This is a genomic window from Streptomyces sp. NPDC045955 (assembly GCF_056430805.1).
Genome location: NZ_JBWKKY010000021.1, coordinates 79,047 through 106,040, shown reverse-complemented (window position 1 = coordinate 106,040; position 26,994 = coordinate 79,047). Strand labels below are relative to the sequence as shown.

The following is a 26,994-nucleotide window of genomic DNA, read 5'->3' as shown; positions in this document are numbered from 1 at the left end:
CGTGCGGCTCGGCGGGGGACCTAGGGCCAGGACCCGGCCGCGGACAGCCGGGCCGGGCAACTCGCGGACGGGTCCGGGAAATCGGCTGTCCACAGCCCACCACAGGGAAGGCTCTGGCCAGTAATCTCGGCGTTCATGGAGCAGAGGCATCTCGGCCGCACCGGCCTGCGTGTGTCCCGGATCGGGCTCGGCACCCTGACCTGGGGACGGGACACCGACGAGCACGACGCCGCGGACCTGATGAAGACGTTCTGGGAAGCGGGCGGGACCCTCGTCGACACCGCGGACGTGTACGGCGACGGAGAGGCCGAGTACCTGCTCGGCAGGCTCATGGACGGCCTGGTGGCCCGCCGGGACCTGGTCATCTCGACCAAAGCCGGCAGCGTGCCCGACCCCGACCGCCGCTTCGACACCTCCCGCGGCCATCTGCTCTCCGCGCTGGACGCCTCGCTCTCCCGGCTCGGCACCGACTACGTCGACCTGTGGCACGTGCACGCCTTCGACCCGGACACCCCGCTGGAGGAGACCCTCCAGGCCCTCGACCTCGCGGTCGCCAGCGGCCGGGCACGCTACGCCGCCGTCTCCAACTTCTGCGGCTGGCAGCTCGCCAAGGCCGCGACCTGGCAGCTGGCGGCGCCCGGCACGCGGACCCGGCTGGCGGCCACACAGCTGGAGTACTCGCTGCTCCAGCGGGGCGTCGAGCGCGAAGTGCTGCCGGCCGCGCTGGACCTGGGCATCGGGCTGCTGCCGTCCTCGCCGCTGGGGCGCGGGGTGCTGACGGGCAAGTACCGGGGCGACACGACGCCGCCGGACTCGCGCGGTGCCTCGGAGCATCTCGCGCCGTTCGTCGCGCCGTACCTGGACGACACGGCCAGGCGCATCGTGGACGCCGTGACCACCGCGGCCGACGGTCTCGCGGTGACACCGCTCCAGGTGGCGTTGGCCTGGGTCCGCGACCGGCCGGGGGTGGCCGCGCCCATCGTCGGCGCGCGCAACGCGCAGCAGCTCACGGCGGCGTTGTCAGTGGAGACCCTTAGTCTTCCTGACGAGATCTGCCGGGCGCTCGACGACGTGTCGGCGCCTGTGCACCGCTATCCCGATCACGACTGGAGCACGCTGTGAGCACGGAGCCGGAGACCACGGAGGACGCCGAGCCGGGGACACCGACCGGTAGTGCGCAGACCGAGGGAGCCGAGGGGACCGGGGCGGATGCGGCCGGTTCCGGTGACGTGTCCGGGGCCGAGGCGACCGAAGGGGACGCAGCCGATGCCGGTGACGTGTCCGAGGCCGAGGCCGAGCTGCGGGCCCAGCGCCTGGAGCGGGAGCGCATCGAGCAGCGCAAGGCCGGGAAGAAGGCGCCCATCGAGGCCGGCACCAAGCTGAGCGGCAAGGCCGCCGATCTGCTCGCGGCCGTACGAGCCGTGGAGAGCGGCGAGAAACCGGTCGCCGCGGTGTTCGCGGAGCCCGAGCCCGCCCCCCGCCGTTCCGCCCCGGAGCCGGTACGTCGGCCACAGCCGGTCGCGGCCGGGGCCGCCGCCGCGTCGACGGCCCCCGCGCCGGCCGCGGTGCAGGCCGTACGGCAGGTGCTCGGCGAGGGCGGTGCCCCCGAGGTGCTCGCACCGCAGGTGGCCGCCGCCCTCGGCGAGGGCGCGGACGAACGGCTGCGGGCCGATCCCTGGCAGCTGCTGCGGGTCGCCGGCGTGCGTCCCGAGCAGGCCGACGGGTTCGCCCGGGCCCTGCTCGGCGCCGAGTGCGGCCCGGACGACGAGCGGCGGGGCCGGGCCGTCACCGTCTGGCTCCTGGAGCAGGCCGCGCTGGCCGGGCACACCGCCCTGGAGATGCCGGCGCTCCTCGTGGCCCTGACCCAGCGGGGGGTGCCGGACCCCGACGGCGCCGTGCAGGACGCGATCGCGGAGGGCGAGGCGCTGGTCTTCCAGGACGCGCTGGAGGAGACCGGTGGCGCGTCGGCCCGGACGGAGGAGGGCGCGGAGGAGGACGAGGAGCGTCCGGTCCGCGTCCTGGTCGGCCTGGAGCGGTACGCGCTCGCGGAGGAGAGCCTGGCCGACGGTCTGGCCCGGCTGGTGAACTCGGTGCCCAAGCAGGACGGTTCGGCCGAGGACTGGGAGCGGGTCGTCGCCGCGGCCCGGGGTTCGACGGCTGAGCTGCTCCGCGCGGTCGCCGCACACGGCCTGGTCCTGCACACCGGCGGCGAGGCCTCCCTGTCCGAGCCCGCGGCACTTCTGACCGCCGCGCACACCCTCGGCCTGCGCGCCTGGGCCGCCACCCACGGCCCGATCGGCCGTGCCCGCTTCGCGGCTCTGCTGCGCCGGTCCGGCCACCCGGCGGGCCCGGCCGCGGATCAGGCGGCGGGCCTCCCCGGGCAGGCCATCCTCGAACAGGCCGAGACCACCGCCGCCGCGCCCGGTGCCCCCTCCCCCGTCGCCACCGTCGCCGGGCTGCTCTCCGGAGCCGAGGGACCTGGCCGGGACGCGGACGGGGCGCTGGATCTCGATCTGCTCGTCGTGCTCGACGCGCCGCAGCTCGATGTCGAGACGGCCGCGCTGCTGACGGAGTCGCTGCCGGACGGGGCGCGGCTGGTGCTGGCCGGGGATCCGGCGGTGCTGTGGTCCGTGGGGCCGGGACGGGTGTTCGCGGATCTCCTCGCCGCGCGGATCTGCCCGCAGATCGCCTCGCGGCAGCCGGATCCCGGGCCGCTGGGCGAGCTGCTCTCCGGTATCGGCGTCGGCGAGCTGAACCAGGTCGAGGCGCCCGGCAAGGAGGTCGTGATCGTGCCGGTGCGGGACCCGGGCGAGGCCGTGCACCGGACGGTGCAGCTCGTCGCGGACTCGGTGCCGCGGGCGATCGGCGTACCGGCCGAGCAGACGCAGGTGATCACGCCGGGGCACGGCGGCGCCGTGGGCACGCGTGCGCTCAACGCGGCGTTGAAGGAGCGGCTCAATCCGGGCCCGGGCCGCTTCGGCGGCTTCGACCCCGGCGACCGGATCGTCTACTCCCCCGTGCCGGGCCGTGCGCTGCCGGGCCGCGTGGTGAAGGCGGACGGCGAGGGACTGCATCTGGCGTGCGAGGGCGAGGACGTCGTCGTACCGAAGGAGCGGGTGGAGCAGTTCGTGCGGCACGGCTGGGCACTCACCGCGCACCAGGCGGTGGGGAGCCGGTGGCCCGCGGTGGTCGTGGTGCTGCCCGGCGATGCCGCGCAGGCCCTCAGCCGGCCGTGGGTGTACACGGCGTTCGGGCGGGCCGACCGCCATCTGTCCGTCGTGCACGGCGTGGAACAGGCGCTGGCCAGGGCCGTGGCCCAGGTTCCGGCGAAGCCCCGGACGACCCGGCTTCCGGTGCTGCTCGCCCCGCAGATCAGCGGCTGACGACGACGGCGGTGGTCACGGGGCGGCCCGTGACCACCGCCGTCGGGTGGCTGAGGTGTGCGCTCAGCGGCGGTCCGCGTCGAGCGGCTCCAGGTCCTCGTCCTCGTCCAGGCCGGTGTCGAGGTCGTCCTCCACCTCGTCCACCACCTCGTCGTCATCGTCATCGTCATCGACGTCGTCGAACACGGCGCTGACGTCGAAGCGGCAGACCACACTCTGCGGATCGACCTGCTCGAACGGCGCCTCCAGCCACTCGCCGGGATCGGCCGGTTCCTCCGCCGCCGTCACCCAGAGCGTGGAGTCGCCCTCCTCCAGCCCGAACTCCTTGTGCCGGGAGGCGATCTCGTCGGGTTCGAACTCGCCGAAGAGGAGGCCGAGCGCACCGTGGATCGTCCCGGAGGCGGCCGGGCCGTCCTCGCCCTCCGCGGCCTCGATCCGCTGGGCATGGGCGAGCAGCCGCTGTGGCTCCCCCACCGCGTAGTCGCGGCGGATCAGTACGCTCAGCGCGCTCGGTTCCTCGGGCCCCGTGTACGGGGGCAGTGCGTCCTCCGTACCGGGGATCTCGAAGGGTGTGACCTCGTCGTATCGGTCGTAGAGCAGTTCGTCGTACACCTCTGCGGCCGCGGCCAGCTGGTTGAACGCCTCGTAGACGGCCGGGTCGTCCTCCCCCGACCTGCGTTCGACCGCGGCCAGGTGGCGGTCGAGCGCGGTCTTGACCGCCTCGGCGGCGGCGCGTACCTCGGCAGCGGTGGGCTGCGCAGCATCAGACATAGTGCAGACGCTATCCGTACCAGGCCCCAGCCCGCACAATAGATGCGATGCCGGAATACGAATTTGTCGACGTGTACGTGCCGCGCGGGGTCTCCCGCAAGGAGACGGCACGTCTGCTGACCGACCATGCCGAGTACGGACACTGGGAGTTGCACCGTCTGAGCCTGCTGCGCGACGGCAGCCGCAAGGTGCGGTTGCGCCGGCGGATCATCCGTCAGGTGCGGGCCACGTGGTGAGCTGAGACGGGGCACTGGGAGAAGGCATACACGGGAGCGGGCCCCGCATCGGCGGGGCCCGCTCCGTTTCCGCAGTGTCAGGCCTTTCCGGGGCGGCCCGTCAGGCCGAGGCGCGCGCCTTGCGGTAGAGGATCGAGCCCGCGAGCAGCGCGCCCGCGCCGGCCGGCAGGGCGAGGCCGAGCGGCAGGTCGCTGCCGGTGCTGGCGAGCTGGGCGTCGCCCTTGGGCTGGGTGACGAACTGGCCGCCCGGCTCGTTGCCGTCCGACGAACCGCCCGGCTTCCCGCCGTCCGCACCGGGCGGGGTGCCGGGGTCGCCCGGGTTTCCGGGACCGTCCGGACGACCGGGGTCGCCCGGGTTTCCGGGCTTGCCGGGGTCGCCCGGGTGTCCGGGACCGTCCGGACCACCGGGGTTGCCCGGGTTCCCCGGGTTGCCCGGGTTTCCGGGGTTGCCCGGGTTTCCGGGGTTGCCCGGGTTCTCGTGGCCGCCGCCGGGCGGGTCGGTGTGGTGCCCGCCGGAGCCGCCGTTCGCGCAGTCGTTGCCCGTGCTGGAGTTGCCGGCGCCGATGACGTCGACGCTGTTGCCGCAGACGTTCACGGGCGCGTATACCGGCGCCTCGACGTGGTTGCCCGAGCCGACGCCGGGCGAGTCACTGGCATGGCCGCCGGCGTGCGAGCCGCCGTTGCCGCCCGAATCGCCGTGCCCCCCCGACGACGATCCACCGCCCTGGTTGGCGCACGAGTTGCCCACCGACGGGTTGAGGACACCGATCACGTTGACCGTGTTCCCGCACACGTTGACCGGCGCGTGCACCGGTGCCTGCACCGTGTTCCCGGACAGCACTCCGGGCGAGCCCGAACTGGAACCCTGGGCGCCCGAGTCGGCGTGGGCGGAGCCGCCCGCGGCGGCGATCACGCCGGTCGCGGCCGCCACGGTCATCAGACCCTTGCGGGTGACCTGTCGCATTCCTGAATACCTGCCTTCGACCTGTCTCGAATTCTTCTCGAATTCCTCGAAAGAAGCGTTCGGTCCCGGAACGCATGGCACGCGCTCCGGGACCGGTGGCTTTGGAACTCCCCTCAAGAAGGGGGAAGCGTCACTTGTTGACGCAGGTGTTGCCGAAGGCGGGGTTCAGCAAGCCGATCACGGAGACCGTGTTGCCGCAGACGTTCACCGGGACGTGAACGGGCGCCTGAATGACGTTGCCGGACAGGACGCCGGGGGAGTGCGCGGCGACACCCTGGGCACCCGAGTCGGCGACGGCCATGCCCGCGCCCGCGAGAACCAGACCACCGGTGGCAGCCGCAGCAGCGACGACCTTCTTGATCATTATTCCTCCTAGTTGGCAAAGCGACCCATCTTGCGATCGCATTACCTGTAACGAGGAGGGAGTAATGAGGCTACGAGCTTATGGTCGCATTCACCCTTCCCAGTCGATCTCGCACATCCAGCCGAATAGCGGTGTGTCGCAGGGGCGGTTTCAGGACGCGTCGATGAACCGGTCGAGCACCCGCGCGCCGAACTTCAGGCCCTCCACCGGCACTCGCTCGTCCACGCCGTGGAACATGCCGGCGAAGTCCAGCTCCGGCGGCAGCTTCAGCGGCGCGAAGCCGAAGCCCCGGATGCCCAGGTCGTCGAAGGACTTGGCGTCCGTCCCGCCGGAGAGCATGTAGGGGATCGCCTTGGCGGTCGGGTCCTCGGCCAGCAGCGAGGACTGCATCGCCTCCACGAGCGCCCCGTCGAAGGTGGTCTCGACGGCCTTGTCGGCGTGGACGTCCTCGCGCCGCACCTTCGGGCCGAGGATCCGGTCGAGGTCGGCGAGGAACTCCTCCTCGTGCCCGGGCAGGAACCGTCCGTCGACGTGGGCGGTCGCCTCGCCCGGGATGACGTTGACCTTGTAGCCGGCGCCCAGCTGCGTGGGGTTGGCCGTGTTGCTCAGCGTCGCGCCGATGAACTTGGCGATGCCGCCGAGCCTCACGAGGGTCGACTCCATGTCCTCCGGGTCGAGTTCGGTGCCGAGCGCGTCACCGAGCTCGTCGAGGAAGGCGCGGGTGGTCTTGGTGACCCGCACCGGGAACTTGTGCCGCCCCAGCCGGGCGACGGCCTCGGACAGCTCGGTGATCGCGTTGTCCCGGTGGATCATCGACCCGTGCCCGGCCGTGCCGGCCACGGTGAGCTTCATCCAGTGCATGCCCTTCTCGGCCGTCTGGATCAGGTACAGCCGCCGCTCCTCGCTCACCGTGAAGGAGAAGCCGCCCACCTCACTGATCGCCTCGGTGACGCCCTCGAACAGGTCCGGGTGGTTGTCGACGAGGTAGCGGGCCCCGTACGTGCCGCCCGCCTCCTCGTCCGCGAGGAACGCGAGGACGATGTCGCGCGGGGGCTTGCGCCCGCTGCGCAGCCGGTCCCGGACGACCGCGAGGGTCATCGCGTCCATGTCCTTCATGTCGACGGCACCGCGGCCCCACACGCAGCCGTCGGCGATCTCGCCGGAGAAGGGGTGGTGGGTCCAGTCGTCGGCGTTGGCCGGTACGACGTCGGTGTGCCCGTGGATGAGGAGCGCGGGCCGGGACGGGTCCTCGCCCTCGATCCGGGCCACCGTGGAGGCGCGGCCCGGGTGCGACTCGAAGATCTGCGGTTCGAGCCCCACCTCGGCGAGCTTCTCGGCGACATACTCCGCCGCCTTGCGCTCGCCCGGACCCGAGTGGTCGCCGTAGTTGCTGGTGTCGATCTGGATCAGCTCGCGGCAGAGGTCCACGACCTCGTCCTCGCCGGTGACGTTCCTGGCCGTGTCCGTCTCGCTCACGTGCTTCCTCCCGCTGTCACTGCTGGTGGGTCCTCCTCATCCTCCCTCTCCCCGGCCCGCACCCCAAGAGCGGTCCCGTCCCGTCACACGCCGTTCACGCCCGGCCGGGTGCGGGTGGTGGTGATCGGCCACCCCTGAGAGCCTGGTAATGTTTACGTCGTCGCCGCGGGGAGAACCCGCGCGACAGACACCTTGTCCGGGTGGCGGAATGGCAGACGCGCTAGCTTGAGGTGCTAGTGCCCTTTATCGGGCGTGGGGGTTCAAGTCCCCCCTCGGACACACGAAGCTGAGGGCCGTGACCGCGAGGTCACGGCCCTCAGGCGTTGTCGCGGAAGGGTGACCATGACCAGCCGTTCCTGCCCGTGCGGGCTGCCCCAGGCCTACGAGGCGTGCTGCGGCCGCTACCACTCCTCCCAGGCCGCCGCCCCGACCGCCGAGGCGCTGATGCGGTCCCGGTACTGCGCCTTCGTGAAGGGGGACGCCGGGTATCTGCTGCGGACCTGGCATCCGCGGACGCGGCCCGCGACGCTGGAGCCGGATCCGCGGATGCGGTGGACCGGGCTGGAGATCCTGGGCACGAGTGACGGGTCGGCGTTCCACGCCGCCGGGACCGTGGAGTTCCGGGCGTCGTACCGGGGCGGCTCGCTGCACGAGCGGAGCCGGTTCGAGCGGGTCGACGGGGCCTGGGTGTACGTCGACGGGGAGTTTCTGCCATAGCGGGTGCTACGGCGCCAGGATGTCGAGCTCCTGGAGGGCGCCGACCGTGATCTCGCGGGTCAGCTCCTCCGCGCGGGCCGCGTCGCCCGCGCGGACCGCCTCGGCGACCTGGACATGCAGGGTGACGGCGGCGGGGTCGGGATCCTCGAACATCACGTCGTGGTGGGTGCGGCCGGCCAGGACCTCGGCGACGACATCGCCGAGGCGGGCGAACATCTCGTTGCCGGAGGCGTCCAGGATGACGCGGTGGAAGGCCATGTCGTGGACGAGGTACTCCTCCAGCTTGTGACCCCGCGAGTTGGCGACCATGCCGAGGGCGCACTGGGTGAGTTCGGCGCACTGGTCGGCGGTGGCGTGCCGGGCGGCGAGGCCCGCGGCGACCGGTTCGATCGCCGAGCGCAGCACCGTGAGGGAGCGCAGCTGCGCAGCGCGGTCCTTGCCGGCCAGGCGCCAGCGGATGACCTGCGGGTCGTAGACGTTCCACTCCGACTTCGGACGCACGGTCACGCCCACGCGGCGGCGGGACTCGACCAGGTGCATGGACTCCAGGACGCGGACCGCCTCGCGCATCACCGAGCGTGACACGTCGAAACGCTGGGCGAGCTCGTCCGTGCGCAGGACACTGCCCGGCGGGTACTCCCCCGCCGTGATCTCGGGGCCGAGGGTGTCCAGAACATGGCCGTGCAGCCCCCGGCCCGGTGTGCTCATGCACTCAGCGTACGGGGTAGATCACGGAGACAAAAAGTCAGACTTATTCATGGCGACCTCTTGAATTCGTCGTACCTAATGGGTTTCAGTTGCGTCGACATCACGTGTCGACGGAGACAGCAGACAGTGAGGCAGCGATGAACACCCCCCACGTCGTCGTGGTCATGGGCGTCGCCGGCACCGGCAAGACCACCATCGGTCCCCTGCTCGCGGCCCGGCTCGGCGTTCCGTACGCCGAGGGCGACGACTTCCACCCGCAGGCCAACATCGCCAAAATGTCGGCCGGTACCCCGCTCACCGACGAGGACCGCCTGCCCTGGCTGGACGCCATCGGCACGTGGGCGCACGGGCGGGCCGGGCTCGGCGGGGTGGTCAGCTGCTCGGCGCTGAAGCGGTCGTACCGCGACCGGCTGCGGGCCGCCGCGCCCGGCGTGGTCTTCGTGCACCTCACGGGTGACCGCGCGCTCATCGAGGACCGGATGTCGCACCGGCAGGGGCACTTCATGCCCACGGCGCTGCTCGACTCCCAGTTCGCCACGCTCCAGCCGCTCCAGGCGGACGAGGCCGGGGTCGACGTGGACGTCTCGGGCAGCCCGGAGGAGATCACGGAGCGGGCGGCGCTCGCTCTGGAGGACCTCCCCGAGCCCGTCCAGTAGTCCCTGACGGTCCCGTCCCCCGACTCCCCTCCAACGCAAGGGAACCCACCCCGTGACCAGACTCAGCGTCGAGATGCTGGCAGCGGACGCACCCGAGCCGATCACCTCGGCCGGCCACGCTCAGCTGGGCATCGCCGTCCTGGCGGGCATCGCCGTCATCGTCCTGCTCATCACCAAGTCCAAGCTGCACGCCTTCCTGGCACTGACCATCGGGTCACTGGCGCTCGGCGCGATCGCCGGGGCGCCGCTGGACAAGGTCCTCACCAGCTTCAGCACCGGCCTCGGCACCACGGTCGCCGGCGTCGGCGTGCTGATCGCCCTCGGCGCCGTCCTCGGCAAGATGCTCGCCGACTCCGGGGGCGCCGACCAGATCGTCGACACCATCCTCGCGAAGGCCGGCGGGCGGTCGATGCCGTGGGCGATGGTGCTCATCGCCTCCGTGATCGGCCTGCCGCTGTTCTTCGAGGTGGGCATCGTGCTGCTGATCCCGGTGGTGCTGATGGTCGCCAAGCGCGGCAACTACTCGCTGATGCGGATCGGCATCCCGGCCCTCGCGGGCCTGTCCGTGATGCACGGGCTGGTGCCGCCGCACCCGGGTCCGCTGGTCGCGATCGAGGCGGTCAAGGCCGACCTCGGTGTGACGCTGGCGCTCGGTGTCCTCGTCGCCATACCCACGGTGATCATCGCCGGCCCGGTGTTCTCGCGGTACGCGGCCCGCTGGGTGGACGTGCCCGCCCCCGACCGGATGATCCCGCAGCGCGCTTCGGAGGACCTGGACAAGCGGCCCGGTTTCGGCGCCACGCTGTTCACCATCCTGCTGCCGGTGATCCTCATGCTGGCCAAGGCGCTCGTCGACATCGTCATCGACGACCCCGAGAACCTGGTCCAGCGCGTCTTCGACGTCATCGGCGCCCCGATGATCGCGCTGCTCGCCTCGGTGCTGGTCGGCATCTTCACGCTGCTGCGGCCCGCCGGGTTCTCCAAGGAGCGGATCTCGCCGCTCGTCGAGAAGAGCCTCGCGCCGATCGCGGGCATCCTGCTGATCGTCGGCGCGGGCGGCGGCTTCAAACAGACCCTGATCGACACCGGGGTGGGGCAGATGGTCCTGGACATCTCCAAGGACTGGTCGATCCCCGCGCTGCTGCTGGCCTGGCTGATCGCGGTGGCGATCCGGCTGGCGACCGGTTCGGCGACGGTGGCGACGGTCTCGGCCGCCGGGCTGGTCGCCCCGCTCGCGGCCGACATGTCGACCACGCACGCCGCCCTGCTGGTCCTCGCCATCGGCGCCGGCTCGCTGTTCTTCAGCCATGTCAACGACGCCGGGTTCTGGATGGTGAAGGAGTACTTCGGGCTGAGTGTCGGCCAGAACATCAAGACCTGGTCGGTCATGGAGACGATCATCTCGGTGGTCGCCGGCGGCATCGTCATGCTGTTGTCCCTCGTGATCTAGGAGTGCCACGGCCATGACGGCTCACCCCCTCTTCGACATCAGCGGACGTACGGCGCTGGTGACCGGCTCCAGCCGGGGCATCGGACTCGCGCTCGCCCATGGTCTGGCTCAGGCCGGCTGCACGGTCGTCCTGAACGGACGCGACAAGGACCGGCTCGCCGAGGCCGCCGCCGGACTGCCCGGCGGCCGGGTGCACACGGCGGCGTTCGACGTGACCGACGGCCCGTCGGTGGCGGTCGGCATCGCCGACGTCGAGGAGCGGGTGGGCCCGCTCGACATCCTCGTCAACAACGCGGGCATGCAACTGCGCGCCCCGCTGCTGGAGTTCACCGACTCCGACTGGCACCGGATCCTCGACACCAATCTGACCAGTGCCTTCCTGGTCGGCCGGGAGGCCGCGCGCCGGATGACGGAACGCGGTCACGGCAAGATCATCAACATCTGCTCCCTGCAGAGCGAGGTGGTACGGCCCGGGATCGCGCCGTACGCCGCCACCAAGGGCGCGCTGAAGATGCTCACCAAGGGCATGTGCGCGGACTGGGGGCCGAGCGGTGTGCAGGTCAACGGGCTCGGCCCGGGCTACATCGAGACGGAGCTGACGCGGCCGCTGGTCGACGACGAGGAGTTCAGCGCCTGGGTCCGGCGGCGCACCCCGGCCGGCCGGTGGGGTCGCACCCAGGATCTGGTGGGCGGGGTGCTGTTCCTCGCCTCCCCCGCGGCCGACTTCGTCAGCGGGCAGGTGCTGTACGTCGACGGCGGTATGACGAGCGTGCTGTGACCACCTGCCGGGAGGCTGTGATGCTGGGTTGTGTGATCCACGGTCAGGGTGACCTGCGCGTGGCGGAGTTGCCGGTTCCCGAGCCCGGGCCGGGGCAGGCGCTGGTCGCCGTGCGGTACGGCGGGGTGTGCGGGTCCGATCTGCACTACTGGCGGCACGGCGGGGTCGGCGACTTCCGGCTCCGGGAACCGATGGTGCTCGGGCACGAGGTCGTCGGGACGGTGGCCGGGTACGGTGCCGGCGCGTCGGGGCCGGCACCGGGTACCGCCGTCGCCGTGCATCCGGCGACCCCGTGCGGGGTGTGTCCGGAGTGCACGCAGGGGCGGCGGAACATCTGCCGGGACACCCGGTATCTGGGCAGCGCGGCGCGTTTTCCGCATGTGCAGGGCGGATTCGCGGCGCAGGTCGTCGTGCCCTGCGAGCAGGTGCGGGCCCTGCCGGACGGTCTGGAGCTGCGCCGGGCCGCGCTCGCCGAGCCGCTGTCCGTCGCGCTGCACGCGGTGCGGCGGGCCGAGGAGGTGGCCGGGCGGCATGTCCTGGTGACCGGTGCGGGGCCCATCGGGTGTCTCGTCGTCGCGGCGGCGAAGGCGGCGGGGGCTTCCCGGGTGACTGTCACGGATCTGCTGCCCGAGGCGCTGGAGTACGCGCGGGTCGCCGGTGCCGGGGCTCTCGTACGGGCCGATGATCCTGACGCCCCGGGGTGGCCTTGTGACGTGGACGTCGCGGTCGAGGCGTCGGGGGTGGCTGCCGGGCTCGACACGTGTCTGCGGCGAGTGCGGCGGGGTGGGGTCGTCGTGCAGTTGGGGATGCTGCCGGCGGGGCACAGTGCGTTTGCGGGGAACCTTGTGGTGAGTCGGGAGATCGAGTTGCGGGGGGCGTTTCGGTTCGACGGGGAGTTCGATCAGGCGTTGGAGCTGCTGGCGGGGGAAGGGGCGTTCGACGGGCTCGTCAGTGCGGTGGTGCCTGTGGCTGATGCCGAGTCCGCTTTTGCCCTGGCAGCGGATCGGAGTCGGTCTTGCAAGGTGCTGTTGGATTTCGCCGTGGCGCCATAGGGATGGGTGTCGTCGGGCGGGTGCGGGTGCGATGGGGCTTGTCGCGCAGTTCCCCGCGCCCCTTGGGCCTGAGCGCCGTAGAAGGTGTGGTGATCGGGCGGCTGCGGGTGCGTCGTGGTTGTTCGCGCAGTTCCGCGCCCCTGCGAGACCTACTGGCGCCATAGAGGGTGCTCCCTGTCCGCCCACTCTCTGCTCACCGAGCCCGTGCGCATGCCTCTTCTGGATTCGGGGTCCGCCAGGGCCATGCCGATGTGGCCGGCCAGGACTATGCCGATCGTGAGGGCCAGCCAGTCGTGGACGAACGTCGCGCTGGTGCGCCAGAGCAGGGGGGTGAGGTGGGTGAACCACATCATCAGGCCGGTGCCGAGCATGACGAGGGTGGCGCCGGCGATCCAGGACGCGTAGAGCTTCTGGCCCGCGTTGAACTTGCCGGCCGGACGGGACGCGGGGCTCTTGTCGCGGTGCAGGGCGGCGCGCAGCCAGGTCCGGTCGTGCGGGCCGAAGCGGTTGAGGCGGCCCAGGTCGGCGCGGAAGGCGCGAGAGGTGAGGCCCGCCAGGACCGGGACGGGCAGGGCGAGGCCGGCCCACTCGTGGATGCGGACGACCAGTTCGCGGCGGCCGACGAGTTCGGCGAGCTGGGGGACGTAGAGGCAGGCCGCCGTCAGGACGCAGACGCCCATGAGCGCGGCCGTCGTGCGGTGCACCCAGCGCTCGGTCCGGCTGAAGCGCCTGACACCGGCCGGGGCTTCAGCTCGTAGGCTCATCGTCGCGTCCGTTCGAGCGGCCCACCCAGGCGTCGACGTCGTAGCCGCGTTCCTCCCAGTAGCCCGGCCGGACCTCGTCGGTGACGGTGATGCCGGAGAGCCACTTGGCGGACTTGTAGAAGTACATGGGCGCCACGTAGAGGCGGACCGGGCCGCCGTGGGAGTGGCCGAGGTCCTTGTCCTGCATGCGCAGGGCGACCAGGACGTCCGCGCGGCGGCCCTGGTCGAGGGTGAGGCTCTCGGTGTAGGTGCCGTCGAAGCAGGTGAAGCGGATGGCCTTGGCGGTGGGGCGGACCTCGGCGGCGTCCAGGAGGCGGGACAGGCGTACGCCCTCGAAGGGGGTGTCGGGGACGCGCCAGCCGGTGACGCACTGGACGTCGCGGACCATCCGGGTCTGGGGCAGGGCCTTGAGGTCGGCCAGGGTGTAGGTGGTGGGGCGGTCGACCAGGCCGTCGATCGTGAGGCGGTAGCTGTCGGCGTTCTTGCGGGGAACGGACGAGGCGACCGAGTAGTAGCGGAAGCCGCCGCCGTTGGGGAGCAGACCGGTCAGGCCGGTGGGGTCCTTGTCGGCGGCGCCGCCGAGGAAGCCCTCCAGGCCGCGTTGCAGCTTGGGCGCGGCGACCACGCCGAGGGCGCCCAGGCCGAGGGTGCCGAGGAAGACGCGGCGGCCGACCGGGGTGCCCCGCTGTGGGGGGTGTTCGTCGTTCACGCCCTCATGTACGTCCTCGTTCACGTTCTCATTCGAACACCCGCGGCCCCGTCAGGACAGGGATCGCGGGTGCTCGTCAGAGTTCCGTAACCACTTCTTACGCGGCCGGGGTCAGGACGACGCCGCCTTCTCCAGCTGGAACGCCTCGTTGCCGAGCCCGATCCGGGCGTGCATCTCGGGGGCGCGGGCGCGCAGCACCAGGCCCAGGACCAGGCCCGCGGCCAGGGCGAGGCCGATGATGCCGGGCAGCACCCAGCTCAGCGAGGAGTCGGGGCCGGCGCCGACGAGGACCTCGAAGTCCTTCACCGTGTAGCCGGCGATCACCAGCAGGGCGAGGCCCGCCAGCGCGGAGGTGACCAGCCGCCAGGCCTGGGCGCCCGCGGCACCCCGGCGGACGAAGAAGACGACGACGGACAGGGAGGCCGCCGCCATCAGCACGATCACGCCGAGGGCGCCGATGTTGCCGAACCAGGTGAACAGCTGCAGGACGGGCGCGGTCGGGTCGCCGACCGGCCTGTCGTCGGCGATCGCGAAGGCGGCCACGACGACGACCGCCACGACGGTCTGGAGCAGCGAGCCGGTGCCGGGAGCGCCGCTGGTGCCGCTGGTGCGGCCGAAGGCGGCGGGCAGCAGGCCCTCGCGGCCCATGGCGAAGGCGTACCGGGCGACGACGTTGTGGAAGCTGAGCAGCGCGGCGAACATGCCGGTGACGAACAGGACGTGCAGGGCGTCGGTGAAGGTGCCGCCGAGGCGGGACTCGGTGAGGAAGAACAGCAGTCCGGCGCTCTGCTTCTGGGCCGTGCCGACGATCGCGGCGGGGCCGGTGGCGACGGTGAGGGCCCAGCTGCTCAGCGCGAAGAAGACGGCGACCCCGCCGACGGCGAGGAACATCACGCGCGGCACCAGGACGTGCGGGCGGCTGGTCTCCTCGGCGTACACCGGCGCCTGCTCGAAGCCGAGGAACGCGGCGATGCAGAAGCACAGCGCGGTGCCGACGCCCGCGCCGGTGAGGGTGTCGGGGTTGAAGGCGTGCAGCGAGAGGCCTTCCTTACCGGGATCGGCGAGGGCGGCGACGTCGAAGATCACGACCAGGAGCACCTCGATGACGAGCAGCACCCCGAGCACACGCGCGTTGACGTCGATCTTCAGCCAGCCCAGCAGACCGACGGCGAGCGCGGCCACGAGCGCCGGTATCCACCAGGCGATCTCCACCTCGGCGTAGGTGGCGAGGAGCCCGGAGACCTCGAAGCCGAAGATGCCGTAGATGCCGATCTGGAGCGCGTTGTAGGCGACGAGGGCGACCAGGGCGGCGCCCGCGCCGGCGGTGCCGCCGAGGCCGCGCGAGATGTACGCGTAGAAGGCGCCCGCGTTGTGGACGTGGCGGCTCATCTCGGCGTACCCGATGCTGAACAGGATCAGGACGACGCCGAGGACGACGAAGAGCAGTGGCTGGCCGACGATGCCCATCACCGCGAATGTAGTGGGCATGACACCCGCGACCACCATGAGCGGGGCGGTCGCGGCGAGGACGGAGAGCAGCAGGCCCCCGGTGCCGAGCCGGTCGGCGCGCAGGGCGCGCTCCTGCCCCTTGAACGTACTGATGCCGCCGGCGGCGGATGTGCTCGTGCTCGAACTGTCCGTGGTCATCGGGAGAGGGTCCTCACTTCTGGATTTCCGGGGGTGTCAGGCCGTGCCGAGCGCGCCGGCGCGGGCGGCGGCGAAGGCGGTGTGCGGGTCGCGGTCCGGGTACGACCAGGGCGCCGGGGTGGCGTAGCGGCCGATCCGGTGGAAGAGGGCGGCCGCCTCGGCGCCGCGGCCCTCGCAGTACTTGGCGTGGGCGAGGAAGTTCAGGTCGATCAGCCGGCGCGGATGCCCCTCCAGCTCCCACTCCAGCCACCAGTCGAAGGCGGCCTTCATCACCTGCCGGGCGCGGCGGCCCGTCCAGTGGCCCGAGGCGGCCGGGTCGGCGGGCTGGTGCCCGGCGGCGGCCAGGACGCGGTAGCGCTCGGCGTGCGCGATGACCGGCAGAATCGCGAGCGGGGAGTCTGCGGGTGCCTCTTCTGCGGCCCAGTTGGCGAAGTCGTAGACCTCGTGCAGCGGGTCCTCGCCGGCCTCCGCGCGGCGTCCGGCGAGCCGGGCGACCATCAGATGGTGGGCGTGGTGGTGGTCGGCGTACCGGGCGCGGACCTGCTCGAAGGCCCGGACCACGTCCTGGTCGGTGCCGGCCGCGCACTCCAGCAGGAGCAGGCCGAGCCAGGGGGTGGGGTCGGCGGGGGCGCGGGCGGCGGCGGTCGCGCAGGCCTCGCGGGCGCGGGCCGGCTTGCCCTTGCCGTGCAGGGCGCGCCGGACCTGGGCGAGGGCGAGCAGGACCAAGGCGTCGGCGGACTCGGGTTCGGCGAGCAGCCACTCGCGGGCCCATGCGGCGCAGTAGGACTCCCGGGCGAGGACGGTGACGCGGTGGCCGCGCCGGTCCCAGTCGTCTCCGGTGTGCACCAGCAGGGAGCGGGCGTTCTGCCAGCGGCCCTGCGCGAGCGCGGCGCGCGCGGTCACGAGGTCGGCGTCGTCGAGGGCCTCGTCGAAGGCCTGCGACGCACGTCTGCGGCCACGGCCGAGGGGAGGCGGGGGTGGGGGCACCGCGGAACTTCCTCACGCGCTCTTCTTGTGTTTCGGCTCACGGCGGTCGAGGGAGCGCGTGTGTGCGCTTCGCCATGAGCTGATCACGGACAGCCAACCCCCAGCCAACGGTTGACGTCAAGGGCCGCTAGGGCGTTACACGCGTCAACTACTGCCACTTGTGAGGATCTTGTGATCGACGAGCCCCCAGGGGGCGACGGGACGGGCATCCGATTTTTCCGTTTCGCCCTTTGTGGCGTACGTCATAGTGCTGGGTGGTCACCACCGCGCACCATGGCATGACGTACGGGCGCGCCGGACGGAGCCGGCCGGTAAAGTCGGCCCCTACGCCATCGTGACCCGACCTGATGATCGAGGTACACCGCGTGTCGGTTCTGGTACTGGTGCTCGCCGTGAGCGCCGCTTGCTGTCTGGGCTTCGGTTTCGTGCTTCAGCAGAACGCGGCCCAGCGCGCCCCCCTCAACGACTTCCTGTCCTTCCGGCTGCTGGTCGACCTGGTGAAGGTGCCGCGCTGGCTCGGCGGCATCGGGCTGATGGTGGTCGGCATGGCGCTGGGCGCGGCCGCGCTGGGGCAGGGCGAGCTGTCGCTCGTGGAGCCGCTGCTGGCGACGAACCTGCTGTTCGCCCTCGCGCTGTCCCGTCGGCAGACCCGGCAGCCGCTCGGCCGCCAGGGCTGGGCGGGCCTGCTGCTGCTGGCGGGCGGGGTGAGCGCGTTCATCGTGGCGGGCGAGCCACAGGGCGGCGCCGCGACGGCCGATCCCACCCGGCAGTGGCTGATCATCGGGGCCATGATCGGGCTCGCCCTGCTGCTCACCGCGCACGCGAAGCGCTCCCGGCTGAACTCCGGGCCGGTGCTGCTGGCCCTGGGCGCCGGGCTCCTCTACGGCGTGCAGGACGCGCTCACGCGGGTGAGCGGGGAGAAGTTCTCCGAGGGCGGCTACGCCGAGCTGCTGACCGGCTGGCAGCCGTACGCCGTCCTCGCGCTGGGCGTCACGGGGCTCGTCCTCGTGCAGAGCGCCTTCGAGACCGCGTCCCTGCGCAAGTCGCTGCCGGCCCTCACCGCGGCCCAGCCGATCGCCGGGATCATCTGCGGCGTCGGCTTCCTGGGCGACCGGCTGCGGACCGACACCGTGGCCTTGAGCTGGGAGGCGGGCGGCCTCCTGGGCGTGGTGGCCGGCATCGTGCTGCTGGGTCTGCATCCGGCCATGCCGACGGGGGCGCCGGAGCGGGCCCCGGCGGGGCAGCTTCAGCCACAGCCGCAGGCACAGTGAGGCCTCACGCCCTGCTTGGATGAGGGCATGAATGCTGTGGACGAGGGCATGGGCCCGGCTGACGAGATCCTCGACATCGTCGACGAGAACGACCGGGTCATCGGGCAGTCGCCCCGGGGCGAGGCCTACGCCCGGGGACTGCGGCACCGCTGTGTGTTCATCCAGGCCCGGGACGCCGAGGGCCGGATCTTCGTGCACCGGCGGACGCCGACCAAACTGGTCTTCCCCTCCCTCTATGACATGTTCGTCGGCGGCGTGGTCGGCGCGGGCGAGGCCTACGACACGGCGGCCCTGCGCGAGGCCGAGGAGGAACTGGGCGTGACGGGTCTGCCGCTCCCCCGGTACCTCTTCAAGTTCCTCTACGACGACGGCGCCGGGCAGAGCTGGTGGTCGGCGGTGTACGAGGTCCGCTGCGACCTTCCGGTCCAGCCGCAGGCCGAGGAGGTGGCCTGGCACGACTTCCTGCCCGAGGAGGAGGTGCGGCGGCGGCTGGGCGACTGGGAGTGGGTGCCGGACGGGCTGGCGGCGTACGAGCGGCTCGTGGCGTTTCGGTCGACGGGCTGAGGGCTGAGGAGGCCGCCGCGAGGCGGGGGCGGCACCGGCAGCGCCCGGTGACGACGCCCCCGGTAGGGTCGCGCACGTGATCGAGTTCGTACGGAACGTCCGTTTGTGGTTCGCGCCGGCGGAGGTGCGGCGGGACGGTGAGACGCCGGACTACCGGTTCTCGCTGGCGAACGAACGCACCTTCCTGGCCTGGCTGCGCACCGCCATGGCGCTGATCGGCGGCGGCTTCGCCGTGGACCAGTTCCTGCCGGACCTGCGCTGGGGCTGGCGGGTGGGGCTGGCGCTCGCGCTGCTGGCCGCGGGCGTGCTGTGCGCGCTGCGCGCGGTCAACCACTGGGTCCGCTGCGAGCGGGCCATGCGCCGGGGCGAGGACCTTCCGGTGTCCCGGTTCCCGGCGGTGCTGAGCCTCGTCGTCGCGATCGTGGCCCTCGCCATGGTCGTCGTGGTGCTGGTGGGGTGGGAGGGGTGAACGCACCGGCGGCCCGTCGGCAGGACCCCGACCGCGACCCCGGGCTGCAACCCGAGCGGACCCGGCTCGCGTGGCGGCGTACGACGCTGTCGGGCACGGCCGCCGCCGTGCTCGCCGTGAAGACCGCGCTGCACGGCGGGACGTCTGCCCCCAGGATCGTCGCCTGCGCACTGTGCTGCGTCCTGTGGCTGGGCTTCCTCACCATCGCCCACCGCCGCATCCGCACGCTCGCGGCCACGCCCAGCCCCGAGGCCTTCGCGCCGCGCCACGCCACGGCCGCGGTGCTGTGCACGCTCGCGATGGCGGTGTGCGGGGCGGGACTCGTCCTCTAGGACGGGGCGCGGGCGGCTGGCCGCCGGGGGCCGCGGGCGGCTGCCCGCCGGGGGCCGGGCGAGTGCCGGCCACTGGCCGCCGCGCCGCACCCCGGGACACCCCGGCGCCGCGCCGGACGGGGCCATACACGGCAGGCGGCTGACTGTCGGGTGCCGCACGCGAGTGCCGCGCACTGGCCGCCGGCGCCACGCCGGGCGGGGCCACGCGCCGGGCAGGGCCGGGCACCGCAGGCGACTGACCGCCGGGGGCCGCGGGCGGGTGCCGGGCACCGGCCGCCACGCCACACCCCGGGACACCCCGGCGCCACGCCGGACGGGGCCACACACGGCAGGCGGCTGACTGTCGGGTGCCGCACGCGAGTGCCACGCACCGCACACTGCCAGCGCCGGCCGGAGCCGCGCACCGGGCCAGGCCACGCACCACGGTCGGCTGACCGCCGGGCGCCGCACGCGAGTGCCGCGCACTGGCCGCCGGCGCCACGCCGGGCGGGGCCACGCGCCGGGCAGGGCCGGGCACCGCAGGCGACTGACCGCCGGGGGCCGCGGGCGGGTGCCGGGCACCGGCCACCACGCCACACCCCGGGACACCCCGGCGCCACGCCGGACGGGGCCACACACGGCAGGCGGCTGACTGTCGGGGGCCGCACGCGAGTGCCACGCACCGCACACTGCCAGCGCCGGCCGGAGCCGCGCACCGGGCCAGGCCACGCACCACGGTCGGCTGACCGCCGGGCGCCGCACGCGAGTGCCGCGCACTGGCCGCCGGCGCCACGCCGGGCGGGGCCACGCGCCGGGCAGGGCCGGGCACCGCAGGCGACTGGCCGCCGCGCGTCGGGCGGGGCCGCGCGCGTACGTCCGTGCGGCACCGAGACAGGGCCCGGCCGAGTGCGAAGGCTCGGGGAGCAAGGCGCCGGCCGGTGGCTACGGCTCCTCCGGCTCCCAGTCGATCGTCACAACGATCTTGCCGCGCGTCCGGCCCTCCTCGTTGAGCCGGTGCGCGTCCGCCGCTCGTTCCAGCGGGAACGTCTCGGAGACGTGCACGCTCACCACGCCCTGTTCCGCCAGTTCCGACAGCCGCCGGAGGTCCTCGGCGTCGGGGCGGACGAAGTAGTAGCGGCCGCCGTAGTTCACGACGTCGGTGTCGGCGATCGACACCAGACGGCCCTCGGGGGCCAGCAGGTTCGCCGAGACCTTCAGCGCGTCCGCGCCGACCGTGTCGAACACCGCGTCCACCCCCTCGGGCGCCAGCCCGCGCACGCGCTCGCCCAGGCCCTCGCCGTACGTGACCGGCTCCCCGCCGAGGCCGCGCACGAAGTCGTGGTTGGGCTCGCTCGCCGTACCGATCACCCGGGCGCCGAGGTGGACGGCGAGTTGCACGGCGATCGAGCCGACCCCGCCGGCCGCGGCGTGCACCAGCACCGTCTCGCCTCGCTTCACCTGGAGCACCTTGAGCAGCACCTGGTAGGCGGTGAGCCCGACCAGCGGCAGTCCGGCCGCCTCCTCGAAGGAGAGGTTGCGCGGCTTGCGCGCGAGGGTGCGCAGGGGCGCGGCCACGTACTCGGCGAAGGTGCCGCGCGAGAGGAAGTCCTCGCGCACGTACCCGATGACCTCGTCCCCGACGTCGAACTCCGAGACCGCCACCCCGGGCCGTACGACGACCCCCGAGACGTCCCAGCCGGGCACCACCGGGAACGCGGCTTGGAAGAGTCCGTCGAGGTAGCCCTCGCGGGCCTTCCAGTCGACGGGGTTCACGGACGCCGCCCGCACCTTCACCAGCACCGAGTCCGGGCCGACCTTGGGATCACGGATCTCCCCGAACGCCAGCACCTCGGGTCCGCCGTACCGTGAGTAGCTGATCGCCTTCATGGATCCGACCCTCCAAGCTCGCCGCGCGGCACGCAAGCCGGATGGCCTGAAGGAAGCGACCTAAACCTTCCCGGCGCCCCATGGAGGGAGTCGTCGGCCTATCGTGGCTCCGATCACGTTTCGGCCCCGCTCTGGACGACATACCGACCGGTCGGCATCATGAGTCGGGAACTGTTCACCTGCCCGTAGGAGCGACGCATGAGCCCCGACCACCCGCCCGGACTCGACCTGGACCGGCTGCGCGGCCTGCTCGACCGCGAGCGGCCCGGCCTGGTGAGCGGCGCACTGTCCGGCCGGCTGATCGAGGGCGGACGGTCGAACCTCACCTACGCCGTCTCCGACGGCACCTCCCGGTGGGTCGTACGACGGCCCCCGCTCGGCCATGTCCTGGCCACCGCGCACGACATGAAGCGCGAGCACCGGGTGATCAGCGCGCTGTACCCGACCGCCGTGCCGGTTCCGCGGCCGGTGCTGCTGTGCGAGGACGAGGAGGTGCTCGGCGCGCCGTTCTACGTCATGGAGTTCGTCGAGGGCACCCCGTACCGCACGGCCGAGCAGCTCGCCCCGCTCGGTCCGGAGCGCACCCGGGGCGCGGTGCTGAACCTGGTGGACGCGCTGGTGGAGTTGCACGCGGTGGACCCGGGCGAGGTGGGCCTCGCCGACTTCGGCCGTCCCGAGGGCTTCCTGGACCGGCAGCTGCGGCGCTGGGGCAAGCAGCTGGACGCCTCCCGCAACCGCGAGCTGGCGGGGATCGACGAGCTGCACGCGACGCTCGGCCGGCGGCTGCCCTCCTCTCCCGCCCCGGCCGTGGTGCACGGCGACTACCGGCTGGACAACGTCCTGATCGGCGAGGACGACCGCATCAAGGCGATCCTCGACTGGGAGATGTCCACCCTGGGCGACCCGCTCACCGACCTGGGCCTGCTGGCGATGTACAGCCTGCCGCTCGAGGCCCCTGACTCCCCCGTCTCCACGACGGCGGAGGCGCCCGGGCACCCGGACCCGGCCGAGCTGATCGAGCGGTACGCCACGCGCTCGGGGCGCGACGTCTCCGCGGTCTCCTGGTACACGGCGTTCGCCTGGTTCAAGCTCGCCGTGATCCTGGAGGGCATCCACTACCGCTACACCCTGGGCCAGACGGTCGGGCGCGGCTTCGACCGCATCGGCGATCTGGTCCCCGTCTTCATCGAGCACGGTCTCACCACCCTTCAGGAAGGCTGACGGACATGGACTTCGCGTTCGACGCGCGCACCGAGGAGCTGCGCGGCAGGCTGCTGGCCTTCATGGACGAGTACGTCTATCCGGCCGAGGCCGTCGCGCACGAGCAGCGGGCCCGGCTCGCCTCGCCGTGGGAGACCCCGGCCGTGGTCGAGGAGCTGAAGGCCGAGGCGCGCAGGCAGGGCCTGTGGAACCTCTTCCTGCCGGACTCCGAGTACGGCGCCGGGCTCACCAACCTCCAGTACGCGCCGCTCGCCGAGATCATGGGGCGCTCTCCGCAGCTCGCCCCGACGGTGACGAACTGCGCGGCACCGGACACGGGCAACATGGAGGTGCTCACCCAGTTCGGTGACGAGCAGCAGCGCAAGCAGTGGCTGGAGCCGCTGCTGGCGGGCGAGATCCGGTCGGCGTTCGCGATGACCGAGCCGGAGGTGGCCTCCTCGGACGCCACCAACATCACCACGCACATCGAGCGGGACGGCGACGAGTACGTGGTCACGGGCCGCAAGTGGTACATCTCCGGGGCGATGCACCCGGACTGCAAGATCTTCATCGTGATGGGCAAGACGGACCCGGAGGGTTCGGACATCCGCCGTCAGCAGTCGATGATCCTGGTCCCCCGTGACACGCCGGGTGTGACGATCGAGCGCGCGATGCAGGTCTTCGGCTACGAGGACCACTACCACGGCGGCCATGCCGAGGTGATCTTCGACCACGCGCGCGTGCCGGCGTCGAACCTCATCGGCGAGGAGGGCGGCGGCTTCGCCATCGCGCAGGCGCGGCTCGGGCCCGGCCGGATCCACCACTGCATGCGGCTGATCGGGATGGCGGAGCGGGCGATCGAGCTGATGTGCCGGCGGGCGGTGTCCCGGACTGCCTTCGGGAAGGCGCTGGCCCAGCAGGGTGTAGTGCACAACTGGATCGCGGATGCGCGGGTGACCGTGGAGCAGTTGCGGCTGCTGGTGCTGAAGACCGCGTGGCTGATGGACACGGTGGGGAACAAGGGGGCGCACACCGAGATCCAGTCGATCAAGATCGCTACGCCTCGGGCGGTGGTGGACATTCTCGACCGGGCGATTCAGTTGCACGGGGCGGGGGGTGTGAGCCAGGACTTCCCGTTGGCGGAGCTGTACGCGGGGGCGCGGACGCTGATGATCGCGGATGGGCCGGACGAGGTGCATCAGCGGTCGCTGGCGCGGCGGGAGTTGAAGCGGTACGTGTGACGCGGCGGGCGGCCGGGGGTTCTCGCCCCCGCCGCCCCTACCCGTCCCATCCCCAGGGGCTCCGCTCCTTCGACCCCGCTGGGGGCTGCGCCCCCTGCACCCCCACCGGGGCTACCGCCCCGGACCCCCCTTCGGCCTGAACGGCCTCGTCCTCAAACGCCGGACGGGCTGGAGGAAGTGAGTCAGCCCGGCGTTTCAAGCCCGGCCGGCCGATCCCTCGGACGAGCTGGGCGTGGCTCGGCCGGGGTTCGAGCCGGGCCGCCTGGTCGGCCGATTCGGGTGGTGGGTGGGCATAGGCCGGGGGGGCTGAGCCCCCTGGGTGCGGTTACGGGCGCAGGGCTCGTAGGAGCAAGTCCGCCAGGTGGTCGGCTACCTGCTGGGGGCTCATCGGGCCCTCGGGGCGGTACCACGTCGACAGGTGGTGGACCGAGCCGAAGTGGTAGTCGACGACCAAGTCCGCCGGGGTCGCCTTGGAGAAGACGCCCGACTGCTGGCCCTCCTCGACCAACGCGCGGAAGCGCTCGTGGTAGCGGCGGCGCTCGGCGCGGACCTGCTTGTTCTTCTCGGGGCTCAGATGGTGCATGGACCGCCAGAAGATCATCGCGTCGTCGAGGTTGTCGATCGTCGTCACCACGACGTCCGCGGCCGCGGCCCGCAACCGCTTCTCCACCGGCTCGTCGGCGCCCGCGACGGCGTCCAGTCTCTCCTGCTGGATGCGCAGCACGCGCGCGTACACCTCGTGCAGAAGGTCGTCCTTGGAGCCGAAGTAGTGGTACAGCGCCCCCTTGGTGACCCCGGCCGCCTCGACGATCTCCTGCACCGAGGTGCGGTCGTAGCCCTGCTCGGCGAAGAGCCGGGTGGCGGCGGCCAGGAGCCGCTGAGGTACGGGGGTGCCGTCCGAGTCCGTCGTCCTGGGCACTGCCGCCACCTGCCTTTCCGTACTGCTGTCAGTTGCCTTGCGTCCGGGAACGAAGCTCCCGACGGAGGATCTTCCCACTGGCCGTCTTCGGCAAGTCCGGCAGGATCTCCACCTGGCGCGGGTATTTGTAGGCGGCCAGTCTCTCCTTGCAGTAGACGGCGAGTGCATCCGGGTCCGTGTCGGCATCCGGACGCAGGCTGATGTACGCCTTGACGGTCTCCCCGCGATACCCGTCCGGCACGCCCACGACGGCGGCCTCGCGCACCGCCGGGTGCGTGTAGAGCACGTCCTCGACCTCGCGCGGCCACACCTTGAAGCCGGACGCGTTGATCATGTCCTTCTTGCGGTCGACGACGTACAGCCAGCCCTGCTCGTCCATGAAGCCGATGTCGCCGGTGCGCAGTTCGCCGCCGGGGAACGTCTCGGCGGTGGCGTCGGGGCGCCGCCAGTAGCCGGGCACGACCTGCGGCCCCCGGACGACGATCTCGCCCTGCTCGCCGAACGGCACCTCGTCGCCGTTGTCGTCGACGATCCGTACGACCGTGTCGGGGCCGGGCAGGCCGACCGCGAGGGTCCCGGAGACCGGGTCGACGGGCGCCTCCAGACCGGGCGGCACGGAGGCGCAGGGCGCGGTGCACTCGGTCAGTCCGTAGCCGTTGCGAATGTACGGCCCGAAGTCCGCTCGGAACTTCTCCACCAGCGCGGGCGGCAGCGGGGCGCCGCCGGAGGAGATCACCCGGAAGGAGGAGAAGTGATCGCGGGTGACGGACGGGTGCGCGGCCAGCGCCATGAACGCCGTCGACGGGCCGACGGTGTAGTGCGGGCGGTGCTCGGCGAACGCGTCGAGGACCACTCCCGCCTCGAAGCGGTAGGCCAGCACGAGCGTGCCCGCGCTGCTCAGGCAGGCACCGAACTGGCAGACCATGCCGGTGATGTGGAACAGCGGCGCCAGCGCGAAGTAGACGGGCCGCTCGGGCAGCCCCAGGCCGGTCCGCTGCCGCTCGGCGTTGTACATGATGTTGCCGTGCGTGTTGGTGGCGCCCTTGGGCGTGCCGCTGGTGCCCGAGGTGTAGCTGATCAGCGCGATGCCGGAAGGGTCGGGGTCCCGGTCCCTCGGCGCCTTGTGCCCGGCCCGCGCCACGGTCACCAGGTCGTCGGCGTCCGGGGCCTGCGGCAGCCGCTCGAAGGTCAGCACGCGCGCGTCGCCCCGCGTCTGGAAGTCCAGCTCACAGCCGGTGAGCACGATCCGCACGGGCGAGTGGGCCGCCGTCTCGCGCAGATACGACTCCCACGCCCGGTCCGAGCAGATCAGCGCGGTGACCTCGCCGTCGCGCAGGACGTGGGTCACCTCGCCCGACTTGTACATCGGGTTGACGGGCACGACGACCGCGCCCGCCTTCCAGGCGCCCAGCACGGCGAGCACGAAGTGCGGGGAGTTCTGGAGCAGGACCGCGACCCGGTCGCCGCGCTCCAGGCCGCGCGCCGCGAGATGCCCGGCGACGGAGTCGCTGAGCTCGTCGACCTCCCGGTAGGTCAGGCGGCCGTCGAAGTAGGCCAGGAAGTAGCCGTCCGGCGTCTCGGCCACGGCCCGGCGCAGGGCGTGCACGAGGGAGCCGGCGGGGCTTATCGGGCCCTTCTGGGCGTCGTTCAGCAGGTCCAGCCAGGGTTTGGTCGCGTAACGGGACTCGGTCACCGGTTCTCCTCCCACTGCTGCTGGATGCGGTTCATGCCGGTCAGCCAGCGGTCGGGGTCGCCGGCCCGGGCCTGGGAGTACGCGGCGACCTCGGGGTGCGGCAGGACGAGGAAGCGGTCCTCCTCGATGGCCTTCAGCAGGGCGTCCGCCACGGCCTCCGGCTCGATCGCGGTCGGCTGAAGCACCAGGTCGCCCGCGCTGCCGGTGGCGGCCAGCATGTCGGTGCGTACGCCCTGCGGGCAGATGGCGTGGACCTTCACGCCCCGGTGCCGGTACGTCAGCGACAGCCACTCGGCGAAGGCGAGCGCGCCGTGCTTGGTGACGGCGTAGGGCGCGGCGCCGATCATGGTGAGCAGCCCGGCGGCGGAGACGGTGGACACGAACCGGCCGCTGCCCCGCTCCAGCCAGGCGGGCAGCAGCTCATGAGCGGCCCGGACGTGCGCCATGACGTTCACGTCCCAGGAGGTCGCCCAGGCCTTTTCGTCCAGCGCCTGACCGGAATCGACGCCGTCGAAGGCGACACCGGCGTTGGCGCAGTACACGTCGACGGTCCCGTCGAGCGCGTCCCGGGCCTCGCCGACGATCGCCGAGGCGTCACCGGGCACGGCGACACCCCCGACCTCGTCCGCGACGCGCTTGGCCCGCTCGGCGTCCAGGTCATTGACGGCGACCCGGGCCCCCTCGGCGGCGAACCGCCGGGCGAGTGCGGCTCCGATACCGCCCCCGGCCCCCGTGACAACGACTCCAGCCCCTTGAAAGGCTCCCACCATCGGTCTC

The 26,994-nt window shown here is 72.4% G+C and carries 27 protein-coding genes and 1 tRNA gene; 15 read left to right on the top strand and 13 right to left on the bottom strand.

Features of this window, described 5'->3' with window-relative positions; genetic code table 11:
• The first annotated feature begins 135 nt into the window (after window positions 1-135).
• Window positions 136-1,122 carry an aldo/keto reductase gene (locus tag AC07F0_RS32705; protein WP_399412335.1) on the top strand — a complete coding sequence of 329 codons (987 nt, stop codon included), beginning with the start codon at window positions 136-138 and terminating at the stop codon, window positions 1,120-1,122.
• Entirely contained in the window at window positions 1,119-3,383 is a 2,265-nt protein-coding gene (locus tag AC07F0_RS32700; RefSeq protein ID WP_478983590.1) for a helix-hairpin-helix domain-containing protein, read from the top strand. The genes AC07F0_RS32705 and AC07F0_RS32700 overlap by 4 nt, the downstream gene beginning before the upstream one ends.
• A 63-nt stretch (window positions 3,384-3,446) precedes the next feature.
• Here the strand turns inward: AC07F0_RS32700 and AC07F0_RS32695 are convergent, their stop codons facing one another.
• A complete protein-coding gene (locus AC07F0_RS32695; protein ID WP_478983589.1) occupies window positions 3,447-4,154 on the bottom strand; it encodes a hypothetical protein in 708 nt (235 codons plus the stop codon).
• Between the two features lie 47 nt (window positions 4,155-4,201).
• On the opposite strand from AC07F0_RS32695, the gene AC07F0_RS32690 reads away from it, so the two are divergent.
• Window positions 4,202-4,390: a DUF5703 family protein gene (locus AC07F0_RS32690; protein WP_010045410.1), complete on the top strand. Its 189-nt coding sequence runs from the start codon at window positions 4,202-4,204 to the stop codon at window positions 4,388-4,390.
• A 100-nt stretch (window positions 4,391-4,490) separates the two neighbouring features.
• Here the strand turns inward: AC07F0_RS32690 and AC07F0_RS32685 are convergent, their stop codons facing one another.
• From AC07F0_RS32685 to AC07F0_RS32675, 3 genes are all read right to left on the bottom strand, one after another.
• Entirely contained in the window at window positions 4,491-5,354 is an 864-nt protein-coding gene (locus tag AC07F0_RS32685) for a chaplin (protein WP_478983588.1), read from the bottom strand.
• 130 nt (window positions 5,355-5,484) lie between these two features.
• On the bottom strand, window positions 5,485-5,718 hold the full coding sequence (chpH, locus tag AC07F0_RS32680; RefSeq protein WP_356925520.1) for a chaplin ChpH: 234 nt from the start codon (window positions 5,716-5,718) through the stop codon (window positions 5,485-5,487).
• 150 nt (window positions 5,719-5,868) lie between these two features.
• Window positions 5,869-7,194, bottom strand: coding sequence for a M20/M25/M40 family metallo-hydrolase (locus AC07F0_RS32675; RefSeq protein WP_478983587.1), 1,326 nt, complete (start codon window positions 7,192-7,194; stop codon window positions 5,869-5,871).
• Window positions 7,195-7,388: 194 nt separating this feature from the next.
• Between AC07F0_RS32675 and AC07F0_RS32670 the strand changes: the two genes are divergently transcribed.
• Window positions 7,389-7,473, top strand: a tRNA-Leu gene (locus AC07F0_RS32670).
• Between the two features lie 63 nt (window positions 7,474-7,536).
• On the top strand, window positions 7,537-7,911 hold the full coding sequence (locus AC07F0_RS32665) for a YchJ family protein (RefSeq protein WP_478983586.1): 375 nt from the start codon (window positions 7,537-7,539) through the stop codon (window positions 7,909-7,911).
• Window positions 7,912-7,917: 6 nt separating this feature from the next.
• Here AC07F0_RS32665 and AC07F0_RS32660 read toward each other — a convergent pair whose 3' ends face one another.
• Complete coding sequence (locus AC07F0_RS32660) at window positions 7,918-8,619, bottom strand: FadR/GntR family transcriptional regulator (RefSeq protein WP_436727330.1); 702 nt, start codon at window positions 8,617-8,619, stop codon at window positions 7,918-7,920.
• 137 nt (window positions 8,620-8,756) lie between these two features.
• Between AC07F0_RS32660 and AC07F0_RS32655 the strand changes: the two genes are divergently transcribed.
• From AC07F0_RS32655 to AC07F0_RS32640, 4 genes are read left to right on the top strand one after another with little or no spacing between them, the layout of a single operon-like run.
• Complete coding sequence (locus tag AC07F0_RS32655; RefSeq protein ID WP_397620417.1) at window positions 8,757-9,275, top strand: gluconokinase; 519 nt, start codon at window positions 8,757-8,759, stop codon at window positions 9,273-9,275.
• A gap of 52 nt (window positions 9,276-9,327) precedes the next feature.
• Window positions 9,328-10,725 (top strand): GntP family permease, encoded by a 1,398-nt coding sequence (locus AC07F0_RS32650; RefSeq protein WP_478983585.1) that lies wholly within the window; start codon window positions 9,328-9,330, stop codon window positions 10,723-10,725.
• Window positions 10,726-10,738: 13 nt separating this feature from the next.
• Window positions 10,739-11,503 (top strand): SDR family oxidoreductase, encoded by a 765-nt coding sequence (locus AC07F0_RS32645; protein WP_478983584.1) that lies wholly within the window; start codon window positions 10,739-10,741, stop codon window positions 11,501-11,503.
• Between the two features lie 20 nt (window positions 11,504-11,523).
• Window positions 11,524-12,555, top strand: a complete 1,032-nt coding sequence (locus tag AC07F0_RS32640) for an L-idonate 5-dehydrogenase (RefSeq protein ID WP_478983583.1) — start codon at window positions 11,524-11,526, stop codon at window positions 12,553-12,555.
• A 149-nt stretch (window positions 12,556-12,704) separates the two neighbouring features.
• Here the strand turns inward: AC07F0_RS32640 and AC07F0_RS32635 are convergent, their stop codons facing one another.
• The 4 genes from AC07F0_RS32635 to AC07F0_RS32620 all read right to left on the bottom strand — a co-directional run bounded on the left by AC07F0_RS32635 (window position 12,705) and on the right by AC07F0_RS32620 (window position 16,662).
• Window positions 12,705-13,319, bottom strand: a complete 615-nt coding sequence (locus tag AC07F0_RS32635; RefSeq protein WP_399412359.1) for a cytochrome b/b6 domain-containing protein — start codon at window positions 13,317-13,319, stop codon at window positions 12,705-12,707.
• Entirely contained in the window at window positions 13,303-14,028 is a 726-nt protein-coding gene (locus AC07F0_RS32630) for a molybdopterin-dependent oxidoreductase (RefSeq protein ID WP_478983607.1), read from the bottom strand. The genes AC07F0_RS32635 and AC07F0_RS32630 overlap by 17 nt, the downstream gene beginning before the upstream one ends.
• Window positions 14,029-14,139: 111 nt before the next feature.
• Window positions 14,140-15,675: an APC family permease gene (locus AC07F0_RS32625; protein ID WP_478983582.1), complete on the bottom strand. Its 1,536-nt coding sequence runs from the start codon at window positions 15,673-15,675 to the stop codon at window positions 14,140-14,142.
• A 36-nt stretch (window positions 15,676-15,711) separates the two neighbouring features.
• Window positions 15,712-16,662 (bottom strand): hypothetical protein, encoded by a 951-nt coding sequence (locus AC07F0_RS32620; RefSeq protein ID WP_478983581.1) that lies wholly within the window; start codon window positions 16,660-16,662, stop codon window positions 15,712-15,714.
• 365 nt (window positions 16,663-17,027) lie between these two features.
• On the opposite strand from AC07F0_RS32620, the gene AC07F0_RS32615 reads away from it, so the two are divergent.
• From AC07F0_RS32615 to AC07F0_RS32600, 4 genes are all read left to right on the top strand, one after another.
• On the top strand, window positions 17,028-17,933 hold the full coding sequence (locus AC07F0_RS32615; protein WP_478983580.1) for a DMT family transporter: 906 nt from the start codon (window positions 17,028-17,030) through the stop codon (window positions 17,931-17,933).
• A 48-nt stretch (window positions 17,934-17,981) separates the two neighbouring features.
• Window positions 17,982-18,497, top strand: coding sequence for an NUDIX hydrolase (locus AC07F0_RS32610; RefSeq protein WP_478983606.1), 516 nt, complete (start codon window positions 17,982-17,984; stop codon window positions 18,495-18,497).
• Between the two features lie 76 nt (window positions 18,498-18,573).
• Window positions 18,574-18,966 carry a YidH family protein gene (locus tag AC07F0_RS32605; RefSeq protein WP_306968393.1) on the top strand — a complete coding sequence of 131 codons (393 nt, stop codon included), beginning with the start codon at window positions 18,574-18,576 and terminating at the stop codon, window positions 18,964-18,966.
• Entirely contained in the window at window positions 18,963-19,298 is a 336-nt protein-coding gene (locus tag AC07F0_RS32600) for a DUF202 domain-containing protein (protein ID WP_478983579.1), read from the top strand. Before AC07F0_RS32605 ends, AC07F0_RS32600 begins: the two co-directional genes overlap by 4 nt.
• A 921-nt stretch (window positions 19,299-20,219) precedes the next feature.
• On the opposite strand, the gene AC07F0_RS32595 is transcribed toward AC07F0_RS32600, so the two are convergent.
• Window positions 20,220-21,164 (bottom strand): NADP-dependent oxidoreductase, encoded by a 945-nt coding sequence (locus AC07F0_RS32595; RefSeq protein ID WP_478983578.1) that lies wholly within the window; start codon window positions 21,162-21,164, stop codon window positions 20,220-20,222.
• 198 nt (window positions 21,165-21,362) lie between these two features.
• Here AC07F0_RS32595 and AC07F0_RS32590 point away from each other — a divergent pair, with 198 nt between their 5' ends.
• On the top strand, window positions 21,363-22,385 hold the full coding sequence (locus tag AC07F0_RS32590) for a phosphotransferase family protein (RefSeq protein ID WP_478983577.1): 1,023 nt from the start codon (window positions 21,363-21,365) through the stop codon (window positions 22,383-22,385).
• Between the two features lie 5 nt (window positions 22,386-22,390).
• Window positions 22,391-23,605 carry an acyl-CoA dehydrogenase gene (locus tag AC07F0_RS32585; protein WP_478983576.1) on the top strand — a complete coding sequence of 405 codons (1,215 nt, stop codon included), beginning with the start codon at window positions 22,391-22,393 and terminating at the stop codon, window positions 23,603-23,605.
• Window positions 23,606-23,930: 325 nt separating this feature from the next.
• On the opposite strand, the gene AC07F0_RS32580 is transcribed toward AC07F0_RS32585, so the two are convergent.
• The 3 genes from AC07F0_RS32580 to AC07F0_RS32570 are packed head-to-tail and all read right to left on the bottom strand — an operon-like array spanning window position 23,931 to window position 26,987.
• Window positions 23,931-24,524 (bottom strand): TetR/AcrR family transcriptional regulator, encoded by a 594-nt coding sequence (locus tag AC07F0_RS32580; RefSeq protein WP_478983575.1) that lies wholly within the window; start codon window positions 24,522-24,524, stop codon window positions 23,931-23,933.
• 28 nt (window positions 24,525-24,552) lie between these two features.
• A complete protein-coding gene (locus AC07F0_RS32575) occupies window positions 24,553-26,217 on the bottom strand; it encodes a class I adenylate-forming enzyme family protein (protein WP_478983574.1) in 1,665 nt (554 codons plus the stop codon).
• The gene (locus tag AC07F0_RS32570; protein ID WP_478983573.1) at window positions 26,214-26,987 is read right to left on the bottom strand and encodes an SDR family oxidoreductase; all 774 of its coding nucleotides are present in this window, start codon (window positions 26,985-26,987) and stop codon (window positions 26,214-26,216) included. The genes AC07F0_RS32575 and AC07F0_RS32570 overlap by 4 nt, the downstream gene beginning before the upstream one ends.
• Window positions 26,988-26,994: the final 7 nt, after the last annotated feature.

What these genes read in the sequence shown, in the direction of transcription:
- AC07F0_RS32635 (WP_399412359.1), bottom strand. Translation starts at nt 13,319, where the DNA reads ATGAGCCTACGAGCTGAAGCCCCGGCCGGTGTCAGGCGCTTCAGCCGG.
- AC07F0_RS32595 (WP_478983578.1), bottom strand. Translation starts at nt 21,164, where the DNA reads ATGAAGGCGATCAGCTACTCACGGTACGGCGGACCCGAGGTGCTGGCG.
- AC07F0_RS32665 (WP_478983586.1), top strand. Translation starts at nt 7,537, where the DNA reads ATGACCAGCCGTTCCTGCCCGTGCGGGCTGCCCCAGGCCTACGAGGCG.
- AC07F0_RS32610 (WP_478983606.1), top strand. Translation starts at nt 17,982, where the DNA reads ATGGGCCCGGCTGACGAGATCCTCGACATCGTCGACGAGAACGACCGG.
- AC07F0_RS32685 (WP_478983588.1), bottom strand. Translation starts at nt 5,354, where the DNA reads ATGCGACAGGTCACCCGCAAGGGTCTGATGACCGTGGCGGCCGCGACC.
- AC07F0_RS32570 (WP_478983573.1), bottom strand. Translation starts at nt 26,987, where the DNA reads ATGGTGGGAGCCTTTCAAGGGGCTGGAGTCGTTGTCACGGGGGCCGGG.
- AC07F0_RS32625 (WP_478983582.1), bottom strand. Translation starts at nt 15,675, where the DNA reads ATGACCACGGACAGTTCGAGCACGAGCACATCCGCCGCCGGCGGCATC.
- AC07F0_RS32655 (WP_397620417.1), top strand. Translation starts at nt 8,757, where the DNA reads ATGAACACCCCCCACGTCGTCGTGGTCATGGGCGTCGCCGGCACCGGC.
- AC07F0_RS32585 (WP_478983576.1), top strand. Translation starts at nt 22,391, where the DNA reads ATGGACTTCGCGTTCGACGCGCGCACCGAGGAGCTGCGCGGCAGGCTG.
- AC07F0_RS32695 (WP_478983589.1), bottom strand. Translation starts at nt 4,154, where the DNA reads ATGTCTGATGCTGCGCAGCCCACCGCTGCCGAGGTACGCGCCGCCGCC.
- AC07F0_RS32590 (WP_478983577.1), top strand. Translation starts at nt 21,363, where the DNA reads ATGAGCCCCGACCACCCGCCCGGACTCGACCTGGACCGGCTGCGCGGC.
- AC07F0_RS32660 (WP_436727330.1), bottom strand. Translation starts at nt 8,619, where the DNA reads ATGAGCACACCGGGCCGGGGGCTGCACGGCCATGTTCTGGACACCCTC.
- AC07F0_RS32645 (WP_478983584.1), top strand. Translation starts at nt 10,739, where the DNA reads ATGACGGCTCACCCCCTCTTCGACATCAGCGGACGTACGGCGCTGGTG.
- AC07F0_RS32640 (WP_478983583.1), top strand. Translation starts at nt 11,524, where the DNA reads ATGCTGGGTTGTGTGATCCACGGTCAGGGTGACCTGCGCGTGGCGGAG.
- AC07F0_RS32705 (WP_399412335.1), top strand. Translation starts at nt 136, where the DNA reads ATGGAGCAGAGGCATCTCGGCCGCACCGGCCTGCGTGTGTCCCGGATC.
- chpH (WP_356925520.1), bottom strand. Translation starts at nt 5,718, where the DNA reads ATGATCAAGAAGGTCGTCGCTGCTGCGGCTGCCACCGGTGGTCTGGTT.
- AC07F0_RS32690 (WP_010045410.1), top strand. Translation starts at nt 4,202, where the DNA reads ATGCCGGAATACGAATTTGTCGACGTGTACGTGCCGCGCGGGGTCTCC.